General features: G+C 59.9%; 18 protein-coding genes. 13 read left to right on the top strand and 5 right to left on the bottom strand.

The window, feature by feature from the left end; all coding sequences use genetic code 11:
• Positions 1–85 precede the first annotated feature (85 nt).
• Genes FH08_RS0116050 through FH08_RS0116030 form a run of 6 tightly spaced genes read left to right on the top strand, consistent with a single transcriptional unit; the run spans position 86 to position 2,172 of the window.
• Entirely contained in the window at positions 86–724 is a 639-nt protein-coding gene (locus FH08_RS0116050; protein ID WP_031359292.1) for a hypothetical protein, read from the top strand.
• Positions 725–743: 19 nt separating this feature from the next.
• Positions 744–944 (top strand): hypothetical protein, encoded by a 201-nt coding sequence (locus FH08_RS0116045; RefSeq protein ID WP_031359291.1) that lies wholly within the window; start codon positions 744–746, stop codon positions 942–944.
• Between the two features lie 58 nt (positions 945–1,002).
• Entirely contained in the window at positions 1,003–1,548 is a 546-nt protein-coding gene (locus FH08_RS0116040; RefSeq protein WP_152602842.1) for a hypothetical protein, read from the top strand.
• Positions 1,545–1,811, top strand: a complete 267-nt coding sequence (locus FH08_RS51885) for a hypothetical protein (RefSeq protein WP_152602841.1) — start codon at positions 1,545–1,547, stop codon at positions 1,809–1,811. Before FH08_RS0116040 ends, FH08_RS51885 begins: the two co-directional genes overlap by 4 nt.
• Entirely contained in the window at positions 1,808–1,951 is a 144-nt protein-coding gene (locus FH08_RS52570; RefSeq protein WP_160172476.1) for a hypothetical protein, read from the top strand. Before FH08_RS51885 ends, FH08_RS52570 begins: the two co-directional genes overlap by 4 nt.
• On the top strand, positions 1,948–2,172 hold the full coding sequence (locus FH08_RS0116030) for a hypothetical protein (RefSeq protein ID WP_031359289.1): 225 nt from the start codon (positions 1,948–1,950) through the stop codon (positions 2,170–2,172). Before FH08_RS52570 ends, FH08_RS0116030 begins: the two co-directional genes overlap by 4 nt.
• 67 nt (positions 2,173–2,239) lie before the next feature.
• Here FH08_RS0116030 and FH08_RS0116025 read toward each other — a convergent pair whose 3' ends face one another.
• Together FH08_RS0116025 and FH08_RS0116020 are read right to left on the bottom strand one after the other, a co-directional pair.
• Positions 2,240–3,064, bottom strand: coding sequence for a hypothetical protein (locus FH08_RS0116025; RefSeq protein WP_031359288.1), 825 nt, complete (start codon positions 3,062–3,064; stop codon positions 2,240–2,242).
• A 109-nt stretch (positions 3,065–3,173) separates the two neighbouring features.
• A complete protein-coding gene (locus FH08_RS0116020) occupies positions 3,174–3,617 on the bottom strand; it encodes a hypothetical protein (RefSeq protein WP_031359287.1) in 444 nt (147 codons plus the stop codon).
• A gap of 474 nt (positions 3,618–4,091) precedes the next feature.
• Here FH08_RS0116020 and FH08_RS0116015 point away from each other — a divergent pair, with 474 nt between their 5' ends.
• On the top strand, positions 4,092–4,322 hold the full coding sequence (locus FH08_RS0116015; protein WP_031359286.1) for a helix-turn-helix transcriptional regulator: 231 nt from the start codon (positions 4,092–4,094) through the stop codon (positions 4,320–4,322).
• Here the strand turns inward: FH08_RS0116015 and FH08_RS0116010 are convergent.
• Positions 4,302–5,576, bottom strand: coding sequence for a tyrosine-type recombinase/integrase (locus tag FH08_RS0116010; RefSeq protein ID WP_031359285.1), 1,275 nt, complete (start codon positions 5,574–5,576; stop codon positions 4,302–4,304). The genes FH08_RS0116015 and FH08_RS0116010 overlap by 21 nt on opposite strands.
• 221 nt (positions 5,577–5,797) lie before the next feature.
• Here FH08_RS0116010 and FH08_RS0116005 point away from each other — a divergent pair, with 221 nt between their 5' ends.
• A complete protein-coding gene (locus FH08_RS0116005) occupies positions 5,798–6,580 on the top strand; it encodes a peptidylprolyl isomerase (protein ID WP_031359284.1) in 783 nt (260 codons plus the stop codon).
• A 119-nt stretch (positions 6,581–6,699) separates the two neighbouring features.
• On the opposite strand, the gene purL is transcribed toward FH08_RS0116005, so the two are convergent.
• The gene (purL, locus tag FH08_RS0116000; RefSeq protein ID WP_031359283.1) at positions 6,700–10,758 is read right to left on the bottom strand and encodes a phosphoribosylformylglycinamidine synthase; all 4,059 of its coding nucleotides are present in this window, start codon (positions 10,756–10,758) and stop codon (positions 6,700–6,702) included.
• 471 nt (positions 10,759–11,229) lie between these two features.
• On the opposite strand from purL, the gene FH08_RS0115995 reads away from it, so the two are divergent.
• From FH08_RS0115995 to pgi, 3 genes are all read left to right on the top strand, one after another.
• On the top strand, positions 11,230–12,534 hold the full coding sequence (locus FH08_RS0115995) for an FAD-dependent oxidoreductase (RefSeq protein ID WP_031359282.1): 1,305 nt from the start codon (positions 11,230–11,232) through the stop codon (positions 12,532–12,534).
• A gap of 186 nt (positions 12,535–12,720) precedes the next feature.
• Positions 12,721–14,310: an NAD(P)H-hydrate dehydratase gene (locus FH08_RS0115990; RefSeq protein ID WP_031359281.1), complete on the top strand. Its 1,590-nt coding sequence runs from the start codon at positions 12,721–12,723 to the stop codon at positions 14,308–14,310.
• A 280-nt stretch (positions 14,311–14,590) separates the two neighbouring features.
• Entirely contained in the window at positions 14,591–16,216 is a 1,626-nt protein-coding gene (gene pgi / locus FH08_RS0115980; RefSeq protein ID WP_031359280.1) for a glucose-6-phosphate isomerase, read from the top strand.
• A gap of 71 nt (positions 16,217–16,287) precedes the next feature.
• Here the strand turns inward: pgi and FH08_RS0115975 are convergent, their stop codons facing one another.
• Positions 16,288–16,989, bottom strand: a complete 702-nt coding sequence (locus FH08_RS0115975) for an ABC transporter ATP-binding protein (protein WP_031359279.1) — start codon at positions 16,987–16,989, stop codon at positions 16,288–16,290.
• Between FH08_RS0115975 and FH08_RS0115970 the strand changes: the two genes are divergently transcribed.
• Complete coding sequence (locus FH08_RS0115970; RefSeq protein WP_031359278.1) at positions 16,988–17,695, top strand: arylesterase; 708 nt, start codon at positions 16,988–16,990, stop codon at positions 17,693–17,695. The genes FH08_RS0115975 and FH08_RS0115970 overlap by 2 nt on opposite strands.
• A 176-nt stretch (positions 17,696–17,871) precedes the next feature.
• Positions 17,872–18,213: a hypothetical protein gene (locus FH08_RS0115965; protein WP_031359277.1), complete on the top strand. Its 342-nt coding sequence runs from the start codon at positions 17,872–17,874 to the stop codon at positions 18,211–18,213.
• Positions 18,214–18,305: the final 92 nt, after the last annotated feature.

Below are 18,305 nucleotides of genomic sequence, written 5' to 3'. Positions count from 1 at the left end.
TGTAATTCAGGTTTAAATACCACTTAACGAAGGGGGTCAACACGACGCCCGGTCATCAAACTAAACACCATAGGAGTCCTACAAAATGTCTGTATCCAATCGCCATATCACGAAGGCAACTAAAGACGCGTCGCGCACGCAACGCCCGGCGAAGTCGAGCACGGAAAAGGGTATGAAGTACACGGGAAAACACGCGGGCGAAGTGGCGGCGTTTATGGGCGACGCAAAGCGCGTATGTAGCGACCTGGTGTTCGCGGCCGATGCACATTCGAAGATCACGAAGGCGAAAGATGCCGGACTTGAATTCGACCCCTCGATTGTCGAACTGGCTGAACAGGTCTTGTGTAACGCGATGATCGCCGCGACGGCAATTTTGAATAGCGGAACCAGCTTGCTCGCGTCTGTGAATCAGGATATTGCGGCCGGTCAACCGGACGAAGAAGGCGTCGTCGAGACTGGCACGGGAGAAGTGCCGCGCGAGTATGGCGCAATGGACGCCGGTCGTTCTGTTGTGCTCGACCATATCGCGGCTGTGTCGGGCGAACCGGGCTCAGAGACGCGACGGCCGCACGTGATGGACGGCCTTCGCGTCGAAGCGTTGCGCCAGCACGCTGGCCGTGTTCTCGGTGCAATCAATCCCGCTCGTGTCCTGGCTGGCATGGACGATGAACCCTTGACCGACTACAGCCAACTTTCCTTCATGCGCGATCGCGCGAACAAGTAACCAACAGGAGAAACAAACCATGAGCACGGACCGAGAATCTTTCAAGGGCGAATCGCTGGCGGGCGGAACGATGGACACCATGCACGGCAAATTGTTCGACACCACGCCGCGCGTGAAGACATGCAAACCCGCGCCGGTAGCGTCTGAACCGGAAGTCGAATCCGCATTGGAAGCCGCATTGGAAGCCGAAGCCGCAGTCGAACCGAAAGCCGCTGAATAACCGATACGCGGCTGTCATCACGAAGCCGCACTTTTTGTATTACATAGGATTCTTAAATATGGAACATTCAGCATTCGTCAGCGGGCATCGTGAAGCCGGTCTTTTTGCTCTTCTTCACGCGTGCCGGTTCAAAGACGACCAGCGAAATAGGGGCTTCGGACTAGACGAAGTAAGGTTCGTTTCCTGCGGCTCGAACAATCCAGATTCTGGAAAGCTTCAAATGTTTTCCGGGCACTTTGTTGTGTGTCGGAGTCGCGTATATAGCCCGATCTCCCTATCGTTCGCCAAGGGATTTCGCGCTTTGTCCTGCTCGTTCGTGCACGGCGCATCGTTCGCGGAAGGTTTGGATATGGTTCAACGCGTTCGCAGCTACATGACCGCCCTTTCGTATCTGCGCTCTATCGATCTAATTCCGCAATCCGTTTTTGATGCAAGCGTCAATGCAACGATATCCGGGCGCGGCGCGGAACGTTGGGCGTCGATCGTTGAAGGCTGGCAAGAATGGGCGGAACATGCTGTGAAAACGTCCGCACTGTTGCCGTACAAGTACCAGGAGTTAATGCTTGCAGACATTCGCGCCAGTGCCGTCAAGGTGTCCGCATGAGAGTGCACCGGGGTCGCTGGACACGACCCGATCGCGAACAGGTAGCCGATACGCTGCGCCGTGATCCCTACTACCGCCATATCGTCGAAACCTGCCTAGCGGAAGCCGCCACGAAAGCGAAGCGCCACGGTTTCCGTAACCTAGACGGCGCGGCTCGACTGCTTCACGGGGAACTGTCCAGGCGCGGGCATTACCGTTTGCCTAATGGATGGACGATCGGAACGGTTGCCACGCTGCGGCATGCGCTGGCGGGATGGAAATGATCGATCAAGACCACGAAGGCGTGATTGCGCGTACTTGTATCGCTCTATGCTGGGGTGCTGTGGGCGTGGTGCTGGCCGCGATACAGGTACGTGATGCCATCCAGGCGATTGCTCACAAACTGAAGAGGAAGTCGAAATGAACGCTCAAAACCTGACCGAACAGAACAAGGCCGATATGCTCGAACTGTTGCCGGTCGTGCGCGAATCGCTTCTGGCGGTGTGTGCTGGTAATGCCGCCGGATTGCCGCTGCGCGCGCGAGCGCTTCGCATGCTCCGGGGTGAGTCTGTGCAAGGCGTCCGCAACCTGAAGCCGACGGCGGAAGAGACGCTTACTCTTTCGGGCCTTGAACGCAAGTTTTAGCATTTAAATTGCCCGCCAGACGCGGCAATAAACGCCCAAAAATGCGAACTCTTCAAGTCGACGGCCTCTACCTCGGGAATGCTGCGACAACTTTCTTCAAGTCCTCGGGTAGCGGCGGGAGATTGGGCTCGGCGCGCGGTGACTTCGGATCGAAGTCGATGTCTAGCGTCCACACTCGTGCGTGGAAACGTTCTCGCATCGCCTCTTCGAGTTTCGTGAAGCAGGTCTTGTTGATCGCCGGATTCTGTTCGACCTGCTGCAAGAGTGAAAGGAAGAGGGAAATGCGCCGTGCAATAAGTTCTGCACCTACGTGTTCCTCGATTTGTTCCCAGGATGCGTTCTGATTTATGCGTCGCAGGTCAACGGTGGATTTTTGAAATTCGACAGCCGTGTCCTGATGATGCGTGAATACGAGTTTGAGTGCGGAGAAGAATTCCTCTGCGTACTTCACATGCTTGACCGCTTCTCTTCCGGACTCGCTGTCAAGTAGGAAGGACAGGCTGTCGAAATCAAATACCTCGATGTCATCCATGTTCAGCAGCAAGGGTTTTACTAGCGACCATGTCGGGGTGTCCGAAAAGACCTTTCGTGTCACCGCGATTTCGTGCCTCACACCAAGGCGTAACTCGCCGGTCCGTCGCTGGATGGTGCGCAACTTGAACAGCGCAAGGTTTCCTGCCTGTAGGTTCGCTTTTCGCTCCTGCATCTGGCGATGTCGAACGGCGAATAAGAACGCAACTGCGGCACCGAAGAGTGATCCTATCCCTGCCTTCAATGCGTCGAGATACCAAGGAGGGGAGCCGCCCGAGACCACGACCCAGTTGGGAAACGGCGTCTGCAAGATGGCTGGTGGCAAGTACGCGGCGGTGATGGCTGCAATACAATTTAGCAATGGGTTTCTCTAGCGCTGTTTACTTTGCAAGGCTACCGCCCTTTGGAGGCAATCGCTTGCGCACCCGACAGATGTCGACGGGCTCTTGTGGCAAGCCAATGTCTTGACGTCAGATATCCTTAACCGAAAGGAACGGCCCCAACCTCTCCGGGATTACTTCTAGCTGTTGCTGAAACCACGTCGTGATTTCCGTTATACGATCGCCGTACTTCGCCCACTGCTCTTCCGTGATCGATGGGCGCTCCTGTGAGTGCAGTACGCCGTTCAACTTGACTGCGTTCGTGTTTAGTTGCTCCAGATAGTCGGCCATCTCTTTGTTCAAGAGGAATCGTGCGCCGCGCGTCTGGGCCAGAAACTCTTCGTATGAAGCGGAGGTCAGCTTGCCATCAGCAATAATTGACGTTGCAAAATTCATTGAAGCTTCATAGATCGAATAGCGCTTGTCGAACCGATCGAGCTTGAGCTTGTTCCTGTTTATGCGAACCTGTTGCCAAGCGATCCAGCCGCCCACTACCGCGATGATCGGAGATAACGCAGCGGCGCCGACTTGCATTGCAGTTATCCAGCCCGACTGTGGATCGCACGCCATCTAGCCCCCGCTTCTGGTATTTTCGTGCGAACATTTTGCCACCGAACATCACGCCACAGGCAACTGTCGACGCGCAAAGTTGGATAGTTAGTTGGAGTGGGAGTTAAAACGGCCCGCCAAACCCATATAGGAGCATAGTGTGTATATAAATATAGACGATCAATAATTATTATAATTATACAACTATTAGGCTGTATCCCTTTGCTGGCGCGGCTTTCGGATAGTTGGGTGAATAAATCGAAATCCAACTTCCTAACTTATTTCTCGCGCGGCATAATGGGCTCTCTTCTGGATTACGTCACGGGCTGACCCGGTGACGATACAGCTAACGTCGTGATCTTCACGCCTTTGCCGGGCAGACCCGGTATCGATACCCCATAGAAGCAACCCCGCCGAGAACGTGCGCGGGCTCCCTTAAGCCTTATTGGAGCCGTGCACATGCCAAAACACAATCCCGTCGTCACCACGAAGCCCGGCGCGCTCGCTATCGATGCCGCTGCGGCCTACGTCGCGCTGTCCGTTACTGGTATCCGCCGGATGGTCGCGACCGGAAGCTTTCCGAAGCCGCGCGAACTGTCGCCGCAGCGAGTCGGCTTCCTGGTGCGCGAATTGGATTCATGGCTCGACTCGCGCACCGTCGCGGACATGCTACCTGTCGGCTCCGACTGAACCGGCCGCGAGACTTTCCCACTTGTCCGACAGCGCCGTAAGCCACTGCACGCGCTCTTCGTCGTATGAGTGCCGGTTATATGCCCCTGCAACGCCCGCGAGAACGTGAGAAAGGATCGCTTCGCCGATTTCGTGCGGACAGCCCAGCTTGGCGAGCATGGTCCGCGCTGTACGTCGGCAATCGTGCAGCGCCCATCCTGAAACAGTCAGGCCGTCGTTGATGCGCCTTGCATGATATTTCATGCGCTTTGCCAGTTCTTCGCCGACACTGTTTTGTGCGATGTGCCCGGCTCTACGCACGCTGGGGAAAAGATAGCCTTCACCGCGCGCCAGCTTCAGCCGCTCGACGATCGCCGCAGCCCGGCCGATCAGCGGCACGCGTAAATCCGTCGCGCTCGGACGGTTGCGGTTTTTGGTCTTCGATTTTTTCATCGTAAGCCACAACACGCCGTCACCTTCCCGCCTTACCTCTTTCCCTTCGATTTGCACAATCTCGCCCGATCTAGCGCCCGTGAACAGCGCAAGCGTCAGGACGTCGCTCAACAGGTCCGTCGTGTTCGGGAGCCATGCGAAGATCGACGCCACTTCGGCATCGTCAAGAACCCGCCTTTCTGTCGTTTTCTCGCCGCCGCGAACGTGCCCGGTAGACCGCAATGCGCCATGACCGCGAAACACCGCGCGCCAGTGATTAGGCGTCGTGTCCGGTAGGCGCCCGGAATTTATTGCGTTTTCCCAGGCCGCGCCTAAATTCGCCTTCAGCTTCGCCGCGATCGCGGGCCGGTCTGCGAGCCCTTCGATAAGGTCGTTCGCTTCGGCGCGGGTGATGGTGTGCGGCTCGCGGTTCGCGATCGGCTCGATAGACCGGCGAAACATCGCGGTAACAGCCGCCAAACTTAGCGGCGTTCTCGTTCGTTCCAGCTTGCCCAGGTAGTCGGTACAAAGCTTTCGCACGCTGTACACTACTGGCGCGGAAACTTCGGCTTTGGCGGGCTGGCGCTTGGCTTTCTTTTCGGCCGCAGCATCAATGCCGTTTTCGCGTGCCGTGCGTGCAGTTTTCCACGCGCTGATCGCCGCCGCGTAATCCATCGCGGGCCACTCGCCGAGCTTGACTTGCTTCAGGGCTTTGTCGACCCGGTAGCGATAGAACCACGTCCGTTTCGTCTTCGTCACCGCGATCCGCAGACCGGGAAAGCCGTCGATTGATTCGTTCGATCCCGCCGCAAGTTGCGCGATCTTTCTTTTGTCGAATTTCATGGTATTTGATCGGTGTAGTTTTCTGGCTGGTGTAGGCCGAAATACTACACTAAACGTTGGTCTGATATGGTTGCATATGGTCCGATATGGTTTCACCAGTCGGAGTGTTGAACAGCCTGTGAAGCCCGCCAGTGCTGGGGTTGATCACCGAGAAGCCATACAGGACGGGGCTTCTCGGGAAATGGCGAAAAGTCCCAATTAATTCTGATCAGGAACCATTGATGATTTTAAAAAATCCCCGTATCTGGGTGTTGCTGGCCGCGTTCGCGGCGGCGCCCGTGTTTGCTCAGAACATTGCCGTGGTGAACGGCACGCCGATTCCGAAGTCCCGTGTCGATGCGCTTGTCGCGCAACTCGTCCAGCAGGGTCAGCAGGACACGCCACAATTGCAGGCGGCCGTGCGTCAAGAGCTGGTGAATCGCGAGATCCTGATGCAGGAAGCCATGCGGCGCGGTATTGCCACGCGTCCCGACGTGAAGGCGCAAATTGCCGTTGCTCAGCAGACCGTGGTTTTGCGCGCGTTGATTGAAGATTTCGTGAAGAACAATGCGCCGACCGATGCCGAGATCAAGGCACGTTACGACGACATGGTGAAGCAGGTTGGCGGCGGCAAGGAATATCACCTGCACCATATCCTGGTCGACAACGAAGCCCAGGCTAAGGACTTGATTGCGAAGATCAAGGCGGGCGCGAGTTTTGAAGATCTGGCGAAGCAGTTTTCGAAGGACCCGGGATCGGGCAAGAATGGTGGTGACCTGGATTGGTCAAGCCCGCAGGCGTATGTGCCGGAGTTCGGCGCTGCTGCTGAGAAGCTGAAGAAAGGCGAGATGACCGACGAGCCGGTGAAGACGCAATTCGGCTGGCACATCATCCGTCTGGACGATATCCGCGATGTCGCCCCGCCGCCGCTCGAGCAAGTGAAGGATCAGATTGCGAAGCAGATTCAGCAGGAAAAGCTGCAGGCTTTCGAAGAAGGTTTGCAGAAGAAGGCTGTTATCAAGTAATTGCTGATTTCAGCCGATGTGAAAATGCCCCGCTGGCTTGCGTCAAGCGGGGCATTTTCATTGGGCTCTGACTTACGTTGCGGTGCCCTCTTCCTGAATGAAAGGAGCACCGCGCGGCTTCACCCCACCCAGCGCCGTGCGTTCTGGAACGCGCGCAACCACGGACTTGCGTCTGCGGTCCAATCAGCAGGCGTCCAGCTCATCTGCACGGTCCTGTGCACCCGCTCCATGTGCGGCATGAGGACAGTGAAACGGCCGTCAGACGTCGTCACCGACGTGATCCCTTCCGGCGACCCATTCGGGTTCAACGGATAACGCTCGGTTGCAGCGCCCTGGTTATCGACGAAACGCATGGCGACTAACGCGTTCGCAGAATCGCCCTGCTGCGAGAAATCCGCAAAGCCTTCACCATGCGCAACGGCCACCGGAATCCGCGAACCTTCCATCCCGGCGAAGAATATCGACGGCGAGCTTTGTATCTCAACCGATGCAAATCGCGCTTCAAATTGCTCCGATTTGTTCCTCGTAAACTTCGGCCATGCATCGGCGCCAGGGATCATCGAAGCGAGGCTGCTCATCATCTGGCAACCATTGCAGATGCCCAGAGCAAAGGTGTCCGAGCGACCGAAAAACGCCTCGAACATATCAGCCAGTCGCGGATTGAAACGAATCGTCTTCGCCCAGCCCTCGCCCGCGCCGAGCACGTCGCCGTAAGAGAAACCGCCGCACGCCACCGCACCCGCAAAGTCCGCCAGCGTGACTCGCCCTTCCAGCAGATCGCTCATGTGAACGTCGTGGGTGTCGAACCCCGAGCGGTCGAACGCGTAAGCCGTTTCCAGATGCGAATTGACACCCTGCTCGCGCAGGATAGCGACGCGCGGACGCGCTCCCTTGCCAACGAACGGAGCCGATACATCCTGCGTCGGATCAAAAGTCAAAACTGGCGAAATGCCCGGATCAGCGGGATCGAGCAACGCGTCGTATTCGGCATCGGCGCAGGCGGGGTTATCGCGTAACCGTGCGATGCGCCAGCTCACTTCGCTCCACGCACGCTGCAATTCATGGCGCGGCGCGTCGTAAATCTTCTTCGCGTCTCGATAAATTTCGATTGCGTCACGCTCGTTCGGTTTGCCGATCACTTCGCTGCAACCAAACAGCCCGTGTTCGCGCAACACAGCCAGCACGGCATCGCGATCCGCCAGAGGCACCTGGATCACGCCGCCCAATTCCTCGGTGAACAACGCGCGAATGGTCCGGTCTTCACGACGGCCGCTGGTCTGCTTCGCCCAATCCTTGGCATCGCCGTAATCGGATTCGTGGTTGGGATCGAGGATCAGCATATCGACGTTCAGCGACACCCCCACGTGTCCCGCAAACGCCATTTCGCAGACAGTCGCCCAGAGGCCACCATCGGAACGATCGTGGTACGCGAGCAGCTTGCCCGCAGCATTGAGCGACTGGATCGCGTTGAAGAAACGCTTCAGGTCCTCGGCGTCGTCGACGTCAGGAACCGTATCGCCGATCTGCTGCGTCACTTGCGCCAGAATGCTGCCGCCAAGTCGATTCTTGCCACGGCCGAGGTCGATCGAGATCAGCACCGTGTCCGTGCCAGGCTGCAACTGCGGCGTGAGCTGACGGCGTACATCTTCAACCGGCGCAAACGCCGAGATGATCAGCGACACCGGCGATACGACTTCCTTCGCCGCGCCCGTCGCATCCTGCCATTTGGTGCGCATCGACAGCGAATCCTTGCCGACCGGAATGCTGATGCCCAGCGCCGGGCACAACTCCATGCCAATCGCCTTCACCGTGTCAAACAGCGCCGCGTCTTCGCCCGGACTGCCGCACGCGGCCATCCAGTTGGCGGAGAGCTTCAGCTTGTTCAACGATTCGATTGGCGCCGACGCAATGTTCGTCACCGCTTCGCCCACCGCCATGCGGCCGGATGCGGGTGCATCGATCACGGCGAGCGGCGTGCGTTCGGCAATGGTCATTGCTTCGCCACGATAACCCGCGTAATCCATGGTGGTGATCGCGCAATCGGCGACCGGCACTTGCCACGGGCCGACCATCTGGTCGCGCGCCGTCGTGCCGCCCACCGAGCGGTCGCCGATGGTAATCAGGAACGATTTGCTGGCGACCGTCGGGTGCTTGAGCACGCTCACCGCGATCTCGGACAACACCATTCCGGTCACATCGACAGGTTCGAACTTCAGGACTTCGCGCTTCACATCGCGATGCATCTTCGGCGTCTTGCCGAGCAGGACTTCCATGGGCATATCGACGGGTTCGAGCGTTTGATCCGCGCTCTTCACGTCGTCGATCAACTGCAACTGGCGTTCTTCCGTCGCGACGCCCACCACCGCTACCGGGCAGCGTTCACGCGTGCAGATGGCTTCGAAGGCCGGCAGGCTGTCCGGCGCGATGGCAAGAACGTAACGCTCCTGAGCTTCGTTTGACCAGATTTCTCGCGGCGACAACCCCGATTCCTCAAGCTGCACGCGACGCAATTCGAAGCGTGCACCCTTGTCCGCGCCATCGACCAGTTCAGGGAACGCATTCGACAACCCGCCCGCGCCCACGTCATGGATGCTCAGGATCGGATTCTCGGCGCCCAACTGCCAGCACGCATTGATGACTTCCTGCGCGCGCCGCTGGATTTCCGGGTTGCCGCGCTGGACGGAATCGAAGTCGAGTTGCGCGGTGTTCGCGCCGGTCGCCATCGAACTTGCCGCGCCGCCGCCCATGCCGATCCGCATGCCCGGACCGCCGATCTGAATCAACAACGATCCCGCCGGCAAATCCATCTTGTGGGTGTGCTGGTCCGAGATATTGCCGATGCCGCCCGCGATCATGATCGGCTTGTGATAACCCCGCACGCGACCGGCGGCGTTCTGCTCATACGCGCGGAAATAGCCGCCCAGATTGGGCCGGCCGAACTCGTTGTTAAAAGCGGCCGCGCCGATCGGGCCATCGATCATGATCTGCAACGACGACGCAATTCGCTCCGGCTTGCCGTACGGCTCGTGGGTATCCGACGGATTGCGCTGCGGCACCGGCACGGCGCTGTCGCGGGCGTTTTCCCACGGCTGGCGTGCATCGGGCAAGTCCAGATTCGATACCGTGAAACCGGCCAACCCCGCCTTCGGACGCGCACCACGGCCGGTCGCGCCCTCGTCGCGGATCTCGCCGCCCGAGCCTGTTGCAGCCCCGGCGAACGGCGAAATGGCGGTCGGATGGTTATGGGTCTCGACCTTCATCAACGTGTGCGTCAATTCGGTGTGACGGCCGTAATGTTCTTTCGATCCACGCGGGAACCAGCGCTCGGCCGTGCCGCCTTCCATGATTGCCGAGTTGTCCGAATACGCGACGATCGTGCCGGCGTGGTTCAGCTTCTCGGTGTTGCGGATCATGTTGAAAAGCGAGATGTCCTGCGGCTCGCCGTCGATGGTCCACTGCCCGTTGAAAATCTTGTGACGGCAATGCTCGCTGTTGGCTTGCGCGAACATCATCAGTTCGACGTCGGTCGGGTTGCGCTCCAACTGCTTGAACGAATCGACGAGATAGTCGATTTCATCGTCTGCCAGCGCGAGGCCCAGTTCCGCGTTCGCCGTTTCCAGCGCGCCGCGGCCATGACCCAGGATATCGACGGCTTGCAGCGGCTGTGCCGGCAGTTCGTCGAAGAGATGCAGCGCGTGATCCCGCGACGGCGCCACGCTTTCAGTCATTCGGTCGTGCAGCGCAGCGGCAACCGCCGCGCGTTCCTGCTCGCCCAACGCCTTCTTGCCGCCAATGCCGCTGCCAAGCAAGCCGCCTTTCAGGATCACCGTATATTCGATCCCCCGCTCGATCCGGCGCACCTGCGTGAGGCCGCAGTGATGCGCAATATCTGTCGCCTTGCTCGCCCACGGCGAAACGGTGCCGAAACGCGGCACGACCATGAAGGTTTCGTGCGCGCCGCGCTCGGCGCCGGCCTCGAACGGCGTGCCGTAATGCATCAGCGCGTGGATGCGATTGCTGTCTTCATCGGAGAGCGGATCGACGGAGTTCACGAAATGCAGATACTGGCCGCGCACGCCGACAATTGCCGGGTCGATGCGCGTCAATGTTTCGAGCAGGCGGGTTTGACGGAAATCGGAGAGGGCCGAAGCGCCGGGGAAACACGAGAAGTGGGCCATTGTCGCGGTGCTTAAAGGACGTCGAATACGTCAAGGCAGACGTCGAGACGAGAGACGTCGGAGCCGATTGCGGCAGTGCCGCAATCGGCGGCGAGAAGACCCGGATTATAACCCGGAAGTGTCTCGAAAACGGACCCCGAGCCACGTCGCGAAACGGCCTGACGGCGCTGGCTCAATCTCTGAAATATGCCCTTACCGTTTTCGTGAACGTTGGGCGGGGCGCTTCAGGAGCCTTGCTGCGCCTGGATTTTCAACCGCGGGGGCGCTCACCGGCGCCTCTGTGCCGCGCCTCGCGGCGTCCCGGCGGCACGCGTTTAACGCTATCATTGCGCGCTTTCCCCGACCGGCGTTTGTTGCACAAACGCCGGTTCGCCTCTCTCACGAGAATCCCGGCGAATCCCGGACGCCCTGACGCATCGGGCGCCGGCTCGTGAACCAGTCTGGTCTTGCGCCTTCGGGCGAGAACGAATCATGGATGTCATCGTCATCGGCGGCGGAATCGCCGGCATCGCCACCGCGTATCAATTGCGTGCCAACGGCCACCGCGTCTGCGTGGTCGAGCGCCATGCCACCGTTGCGCAGGGCGCAACCTACGGTCACGGCGGCTCCGTGCTGCCCTCACCGCTCGACGTGTGGTTCGGACCGACGTTCATGCAGACGCGCCGCGCGGCCAAAACCGGCATTGTGTTCAAACCCGGCTTCAATTCCGAGACCCGCGAGTTCGCGAAGCAACTCGCGCGATTCCAGGACCCGGCGCTCTTCAAGGGCCAATACGTTGCTTTGCGCCCGCTGGTGGATCTGTCGCGCGACGTAATTGCCGATATCGACGCTCGATACTCGCTCGAATACGAACAGCGCACCGGCGTGCTGCACGTGTTCCGCCATGAACGCGATCTCGAACTGACGCAGCCCGCCATCGCCCTGCTGCAACGCTTCGAGATACCGCACCGCGTGCTGACGCCCGAGGAATGCGTGGTGGCGGAGCACTCCATTCCCGACGATCCGCCGCTGGCCGGTGGCGTATTGCTGGGCGATGCGCGCACCGCCAATTGCCCGTTGTTCACCAAGCTGCTGAAGCAGGTGCTGGAAGACGACGGCGTGCAATTTCAGCTGGGCCGCGAAGTGACGGCCATTCGCGCCGACACCCAGCGTGCCGCCGTGGAGCTTGGTCCGCGCGCGGGAGAAGTGGACGGCAAAGGCCGCAAGTCCCGCGATGTCGAACTGATCGGCGCCGACGCCATTGTGGTCGCAGCCGGTACCGGCACGCCGGCCTTGCTGGCTACGCTGGGAATCACGCTGCCTTTGCATCCGCTGCGCCTGCACACGCTGACTGCGCCGATTGCTTACGAGGAACGCGCGCCGCACATGACGGTGGTCGATTCGGTGAAACGCATCACGATGACGCGGATCAACCAGCGCATGCGTGTGACTGGTGGCGCGGTGCTGGAGAGCGTGGCGAAAGCGCACAAGCCGATGACCGAAAGCATGACGCGGCGCGCCCTCGCGTTGTTGGGACAGGCGACCCACGACTGGATTCCGGGCGCGGCGAAGGTATCGGCAGCGCGGGCTTGGGACGGTATCCGGCTGGTGTCGCCCGATGGTTTGCCCGTTGTAAGCCCGACCGATCATGCCCGTTTGTTCATCAACGCGGCGCACGGGCCAGCAGGCTGGGGCATCGCTTGCGGGGCGGCCAAGGTGGTTGCGGCCATGGTCTCCGGAATCACGCCCGACGTGCCTATTGAAACGCTGCGCGCGCTGCGGATGAACCGGTTTTAGGAAGGTTTGAGCGTTTTCGGCTCGAGTCCGGGGCGCGACGAAAGGGTTAGCGAAGGCGAGCAGCGAAGCGGACTAACGAAACGTCTTTCGCGAACGTAATGCACATTACGAATCCTTGGCCGGCGTTTGCGCCCATTTGGGCGCAATAATTGCGATGAGTTAACGCACTCCTCCTACGCTGGCGCCATGACCGACTCCCCCGTCTCAAACACCCCTGTATCGCCGTACGTCGAGCCACGCGATTCTGCGCTGGTACTCCTGACACTCGGTGAACTCAGCACGCTTGAAAGCCGCGCAGCGGCGTCCCTGCCCGCGAATACGCTGATGGGTCGCGCCGGTGCTGCCGCGGCGCAATTTGTCATCGATCAGAACCAGAATGGACATGCGCCGCATCTTGCCGCGCTGCCGGTCTGGATCGTGGCCGGGCCGGGCAACAATGGCGGCGATGCGCTCGTGATGGCTGCCCGCTTGCGGCAAGCAGGGATAGACGTAGAAGTCTGCATGCCGGTGGAAGTCAAACCCGACGATGCACGCTGGGCGCTGGCCGAAGCCCGGCAAGCGGGCGTGAAAATCACCAACGAATCGCCTCCCTCCTTCGATAACTTCGGCTGGCTGGTCGACGGCATGTTCGGCATCGGTCTCGGACGGCCGCTGGAAGGCGAGTTCGCGGAGCTCGCCGCGCGCTTGTCGCGGCGCTCGAGGGCGAGCGGCGGCGTGCTTGCGCTGGATATCGCCAGCGGGCTGTCGAGCGACACCGGCGAACCGGTCAGCCGCGGCGCCGATGGCCGCGCGCAGGCCGTGCGCGCCACGCACACCATCACATTCATTGGCGCGAAGCCGGGCCATTTCACCGGCGATGGCCGCGACCTGACTGGCAAACTTTATATCGCCGATCTGGGCGTCAAGCCGCCCCTTGAACCCTCTGTCGTGCTGAACGCGCCATCGCTGTTCGGTTCACACTTGCCACCCCGCGATTACGCGACCAATAAGGGCACGTTCGGCACGCTGGCCGTGCTCGGCGGCGACACCGGCATGTGCGGCGCGCCAATCCTGGCCGCGCGCATGGCGTTGTACGGAGGCGCGGGCAAGGTCAACGTGGCGTTCATCGGCACCGATTCGCCTCCTTATGACCCGCCGCATCCGGAACTGATGCTGCACCACGTCGACCAGATCTCCCTCGACAAGATGAACGCGCTTGCGGTCGGCTGCGGCATGGGCCAGAGCGAGCGAGCGAAGAAAGTGCTCATCGATGTCCTCGCGCTCGATGTCCCCAAGCTCTTCGATGCCGACGCGCTCAACCTGATTTCATCGGATGAAAAACTGGCTGCCAAGGTCGCCGAACGGGGCGCTCGCGGCGACCCGTGCGTATTGACGCCGCATCCGCTCGAAGCCGCGCGCTTGCTCGGATCGGATGTGAAAAAGGTGCAAGCGGATCGTATTGCTGCCGCTCGGCAACTGGCCGCGCGCTTCGCTTCGGTGATTGTGTTGAAAGGCACAGGCACGATCGTCGCTTCGCCGGACGGGCGCGTTTCAGTGAACCCTACCGGCAATGCCGCGCTCGCCACCGGCGGGACTGGCGACGTGCTGGGCGGGTTGATCGGGGCGTTTCTCGCTCAGCGGTTGCCGGCTTATGAAGCCGCACTGGCGGGTGTGTATCTGCACGGACTTGCCGCCGAGGAATTGACCGGTGAAGGCGAAGGTCCGGCAGGATTGACCGCTGGCGAACTCGCGCCAAAGGTGCGCAGTTTGCTCAACCGGCTGTTTTACGCTACTTGAGTTACGACGCACGATTTACGCCAGATAAGTCACGCTGAATGAGCGGGCTCGCCTTCACCCCCGTTCGCCAAGCGGCGTTTATCCATGACGAACGAAACACGAATCGCGTCAGCTTCCTTGCAAGCAATCATTCATACATCGTGGCTATACTTGTTAGCTCGCGCGTGTCGTGGTTGACGAGGTGGTCGATAAAGCGGTCGATAAGCCCGTCGAGACAGACCCTCATCAGACTCCGCGCGATGACCCGTATTTCCCGTCACCCTCTGATAAACGGACCGTTATGACGCTCAATTCGCTCCCTGCCTGGCCGGCGCTCCAGACGCATTACGATGCCATCCGTGACGAACGCCTGCGCGACTGGTTCGCGCCGCAAAACGATACAACGCCGTCCCGCGCCGAGCGCCTGACTTTTGATGGCGGCGGCATCTCCATCGATTTCTCGAAGAACCGCGTCACCGAAGCCACGCTCAAGCTGCTGGTCGAACTCGCGCAGCAGGCCAAGGTCGCTGACAAGCGCGATGCCGTGTTTGCCGGCGATATCGTCAACGTCACGGAACATCGCGCGGTGCTGCATACGGCCCTGCGTTCCACCGACGACAACTCCCCGTTCCAGAAAGAAATCCGCGCTGAAAAAGCCAAGATGGCCGCGTTCGCGAACAAGGTTCGCGACGGCTCGTGGACCGGCTATACCGGCAAGCGGATTCGCCATGTGGTGAACATCGGCATTGGCGGCTCGGATCTCGGGCCGAAGATGGTCGTGCATGCGTTGCAGCACCTCGCGCAACCGGGTCTGGACACGCATTTCGTCTCGAACGTCGATGGCGCAGATATCTACAACGTGCTCAAAGGCATCGACGCTGAAGAGACGCTGGCTATCGTTGTATCGAAGACGTTTACCACGCTCGAAACCATGACCAATGCGCGTTCCATGCGCGAGTGGTTCGTGAAAAACGGCTGCCCGGAAGACGCGCTGTCGAAGCACTTCGTGGGGGTATCGGCGAATCCTGAGGAAGTGGTCAAGTTCGGCATTGCGAAGGAAAACGTCTTCGAGATGTGGGACTGGGTCGGCGGCCGTTATTCGCTATGGTCGACCGTCGGCTTGTCGATCGTGATCTCGGTCGGACCGGAGAACTTCGAAAAGCTGCTCGCCGGCGCGCATGCCATGGACGAGCATTTCCGTACTGCGCCGTTCGAACGCAACCTGCCCGTGCTGATGGGCACGATCGGCATCTGGTATCGCGACTTCTTCAAGTCGCAAAGCGTGATGGTCGCGCCGTACTCGCAAGCCATGCGCTACCTGTCTTCGTATCTCCAGCAACTCGAGATGGAAAGCAACGGCAAGTCAGCGCGGCTCGACGGCACGATGGTCGATTACCCGACCGCCGCCGTGATCTGGGGCGAGCCCGGCACGAACGGCCAGCACGCGTTTTACCAGATGCTGCATCAGGGTCCGACGGTGATTCCGATCGACTTCATTGCCGTGCTGACGCCGGAACATCCTCTTGTCGATCATCACGCCAAGCTGCTCGCGAACTGCTTCGCGCAAAGCGAAGCGCTGATGCTCGGACGTACGCTGGAAGAAGCGAAGAAGGTCGCAGGACCGGGCAAGGAAGATCTTGCTACGCACCTGAGCTTCCCCGGCAATCGCCCGACCACGACGATTATTCTCGATGCCCTCACGCCCGAGACTTTGGGCGCGGTCATCGCGCTGTACGAGCACAAGGTGCTGGTGCAAGGCGCGATCTGGGACATCAACTCGTTCGATCAGTGGGGCGTGGAACTGGGCAAGATCCTCGGCAAGGTAGTGGAAGCCGATATCGTCAGCGACAAGGCCGATCCCACGAAGCACGATTCGTCGACATCGGCATTGATCGCGCGTGCGCAGGCTGCGTTGAAGGGGCTTTAAGCGCTTTAGTTTGAACGGCGTCTCGCGTCTTCTATTGATGAAGACGCGAGACGCCTCGCGCTGAACCTGCTCTACACATTCAAGCCGTTCACCAGGCGCCCTGCTTCTATTGTCACCGTGGCGTCGCATCGCCCGGCCAGTTCGGTATCGTGCGTGACGAGGATCAACGTGGCGCCATTACGCCGGTTCATCTCGAACATCAGGTCGATGATTGCGTAACCCGTTGCGGCATCAAGACTCCCAGTAGGTTCATCGGCGAACAGCACGGCCGGATGTGTGACAAACGCACGCGCAAGCGCGACGCGCTGTTGCTCCCCCCCGGATAAAAGCTTGGGATAATGCGCGGTCCGCTGACCGAGGCCGACCTGTTCGAGCAGATCCCGTGCACGGGTCGCAATCTCCTTGTGCGGCACGTCGCCGCGCAATTCCAGAGGCAACATCACGTTCTCGAGAGCGGTCAGGTGCGGCATCAACTGGAACGACTGGAAGACGAATCCCACCGAGCCGCTGCGCAATGCCGCGCGTTCGTCTTCGTTCAGCGTGCCCAGGTCGCGCCCGAGCAATCGAACCGAGCCGGCTGTCGCGCTGTCCAATCCCGCAAGCAGACCGAGCAATGTGGACTTGCCCGATCCCGACGCACCCACGATAGCGACGCTGCTGCCCTTTTCGATCGACAGGTCGATCTGATCGAGGATGATCAATTCACCCGTCGCGTCCTTCACCCGCTTGCTTAAACCCCGTACTTCAATGACTGGTTCGATATTGTTTTGCATGGAGAGACTTAAGGTGAACTGGACAACGCGCGCCACTGTGGCACCGCTGGCATGGGTTGCATTGATCGCATGCATGGGCGTTACGCCGGCCTACGCGGCGCAAGACGCGACTGCGGTTGTGGCCACTGCTTCGGCCGCAGCGGCCAAGCCGTCGATCGTGGTCCTCGGCGACAGCATTTCCGCGGAATACGGCCTGCCGCGCGATACAGGCTGGGTTGCATTATTGCGCTCGAAGCTGCCGCAGGAGCATTTCGATTATAGCGTCGCCAATTCAAGCATCAGCGGCGACACCACCAGCGGTGGCCTCGCCCGCCTGCCCGCTGCGCTCAACCGCATCAAACCAAACATTGTCATCGTGGAACTCGGCGCCAACGACGCGCTGCGCGGCGTGCCGCTCGCGACCACCGAGGCGAACTTGCGGGCCATCATCGAGAAATCACAGGCCGCCAACGCGAAAGTTTTACTCGTGGGGATGTATGTTCCGCCTAACTATGGCCCTGACTATTCGCAAAAGTTTCACGGCGTCTACGAACAATTGTCCAAAGAAAAACACGTGCCGCTAGTCCCGTTCTTATTGGCTGGCATTGAAAACAAGCCCGAAATGTTTCAGGCGGATCAGATTCATCCGACCCCTCAGGCCCAGCCCTTGCTGTTGAACAACGTCTGGCCAGTTTTAAGACCTTTGCTGGGCGCGCCATTGAAATGACCGGAGGTTATAGCTGAGTGAAGTAATTCATCGATATAACCCGCTTGAACCCTGTCAGCGCGTCGCCTGGTTGGCATTTAGCCATGCGCGGAATACGGCCACGATTCAGTAATCAAGACTTTCGCGTAACCCTGAAAAACCCCGGCTCCGCTGTGAGCGCATTGAAAGGAGGTAACGTGAAATATTTACCAATTCTCGCCATGACCGTCGCGATTTCGGCTTGCGCCGCTCCCATGTCCCCTGGCGTCAGTCAGGTTGGCACGAGCCAGCAACCGCCGAAGGCCGTCGCACAATGTATCGCGCAGAAATGGGCCGATAAATCTCAGCAACAAGTGATTTCGCAAGACACCCTCGCGAACGACATGGCATCCAACGTCTACGTTCCGGGTCAGCAACCGCCAGACGGCGCGGCTGCCATCGTTCGCCCCAACTATTCGGGCCCGGGTACATGGGTCGGTTTCCGCGCTGCGGGCTCGGGCGGCAGCGATGCCACCGGCGACATCCAGGCATGCCTCTAACCTTGGTACAGGTCTCGTAACGCTTCCATCGGGCGGCTTCATCTGCTCCTAAGACGCTCAGAAGAAGCAAGAAGCCCGATATAAAAAAGCCC

Source organism: Caballeronia sordidicola (genome assembly GCF_000729995.1).
Classification (GTDB): domain Bacteria; phylum Pseudomonadota; class Gammaproteobacteria; order Burkholderiales; family Burkholderiaceae; genus Caballeronia; species Caballeronia sordidicola_A.
The sequence above is the reverse complement of the archived record's forward strand: the minus strand, read 5'-3'. Positions and strand labels throughout refer to the sequence as shown.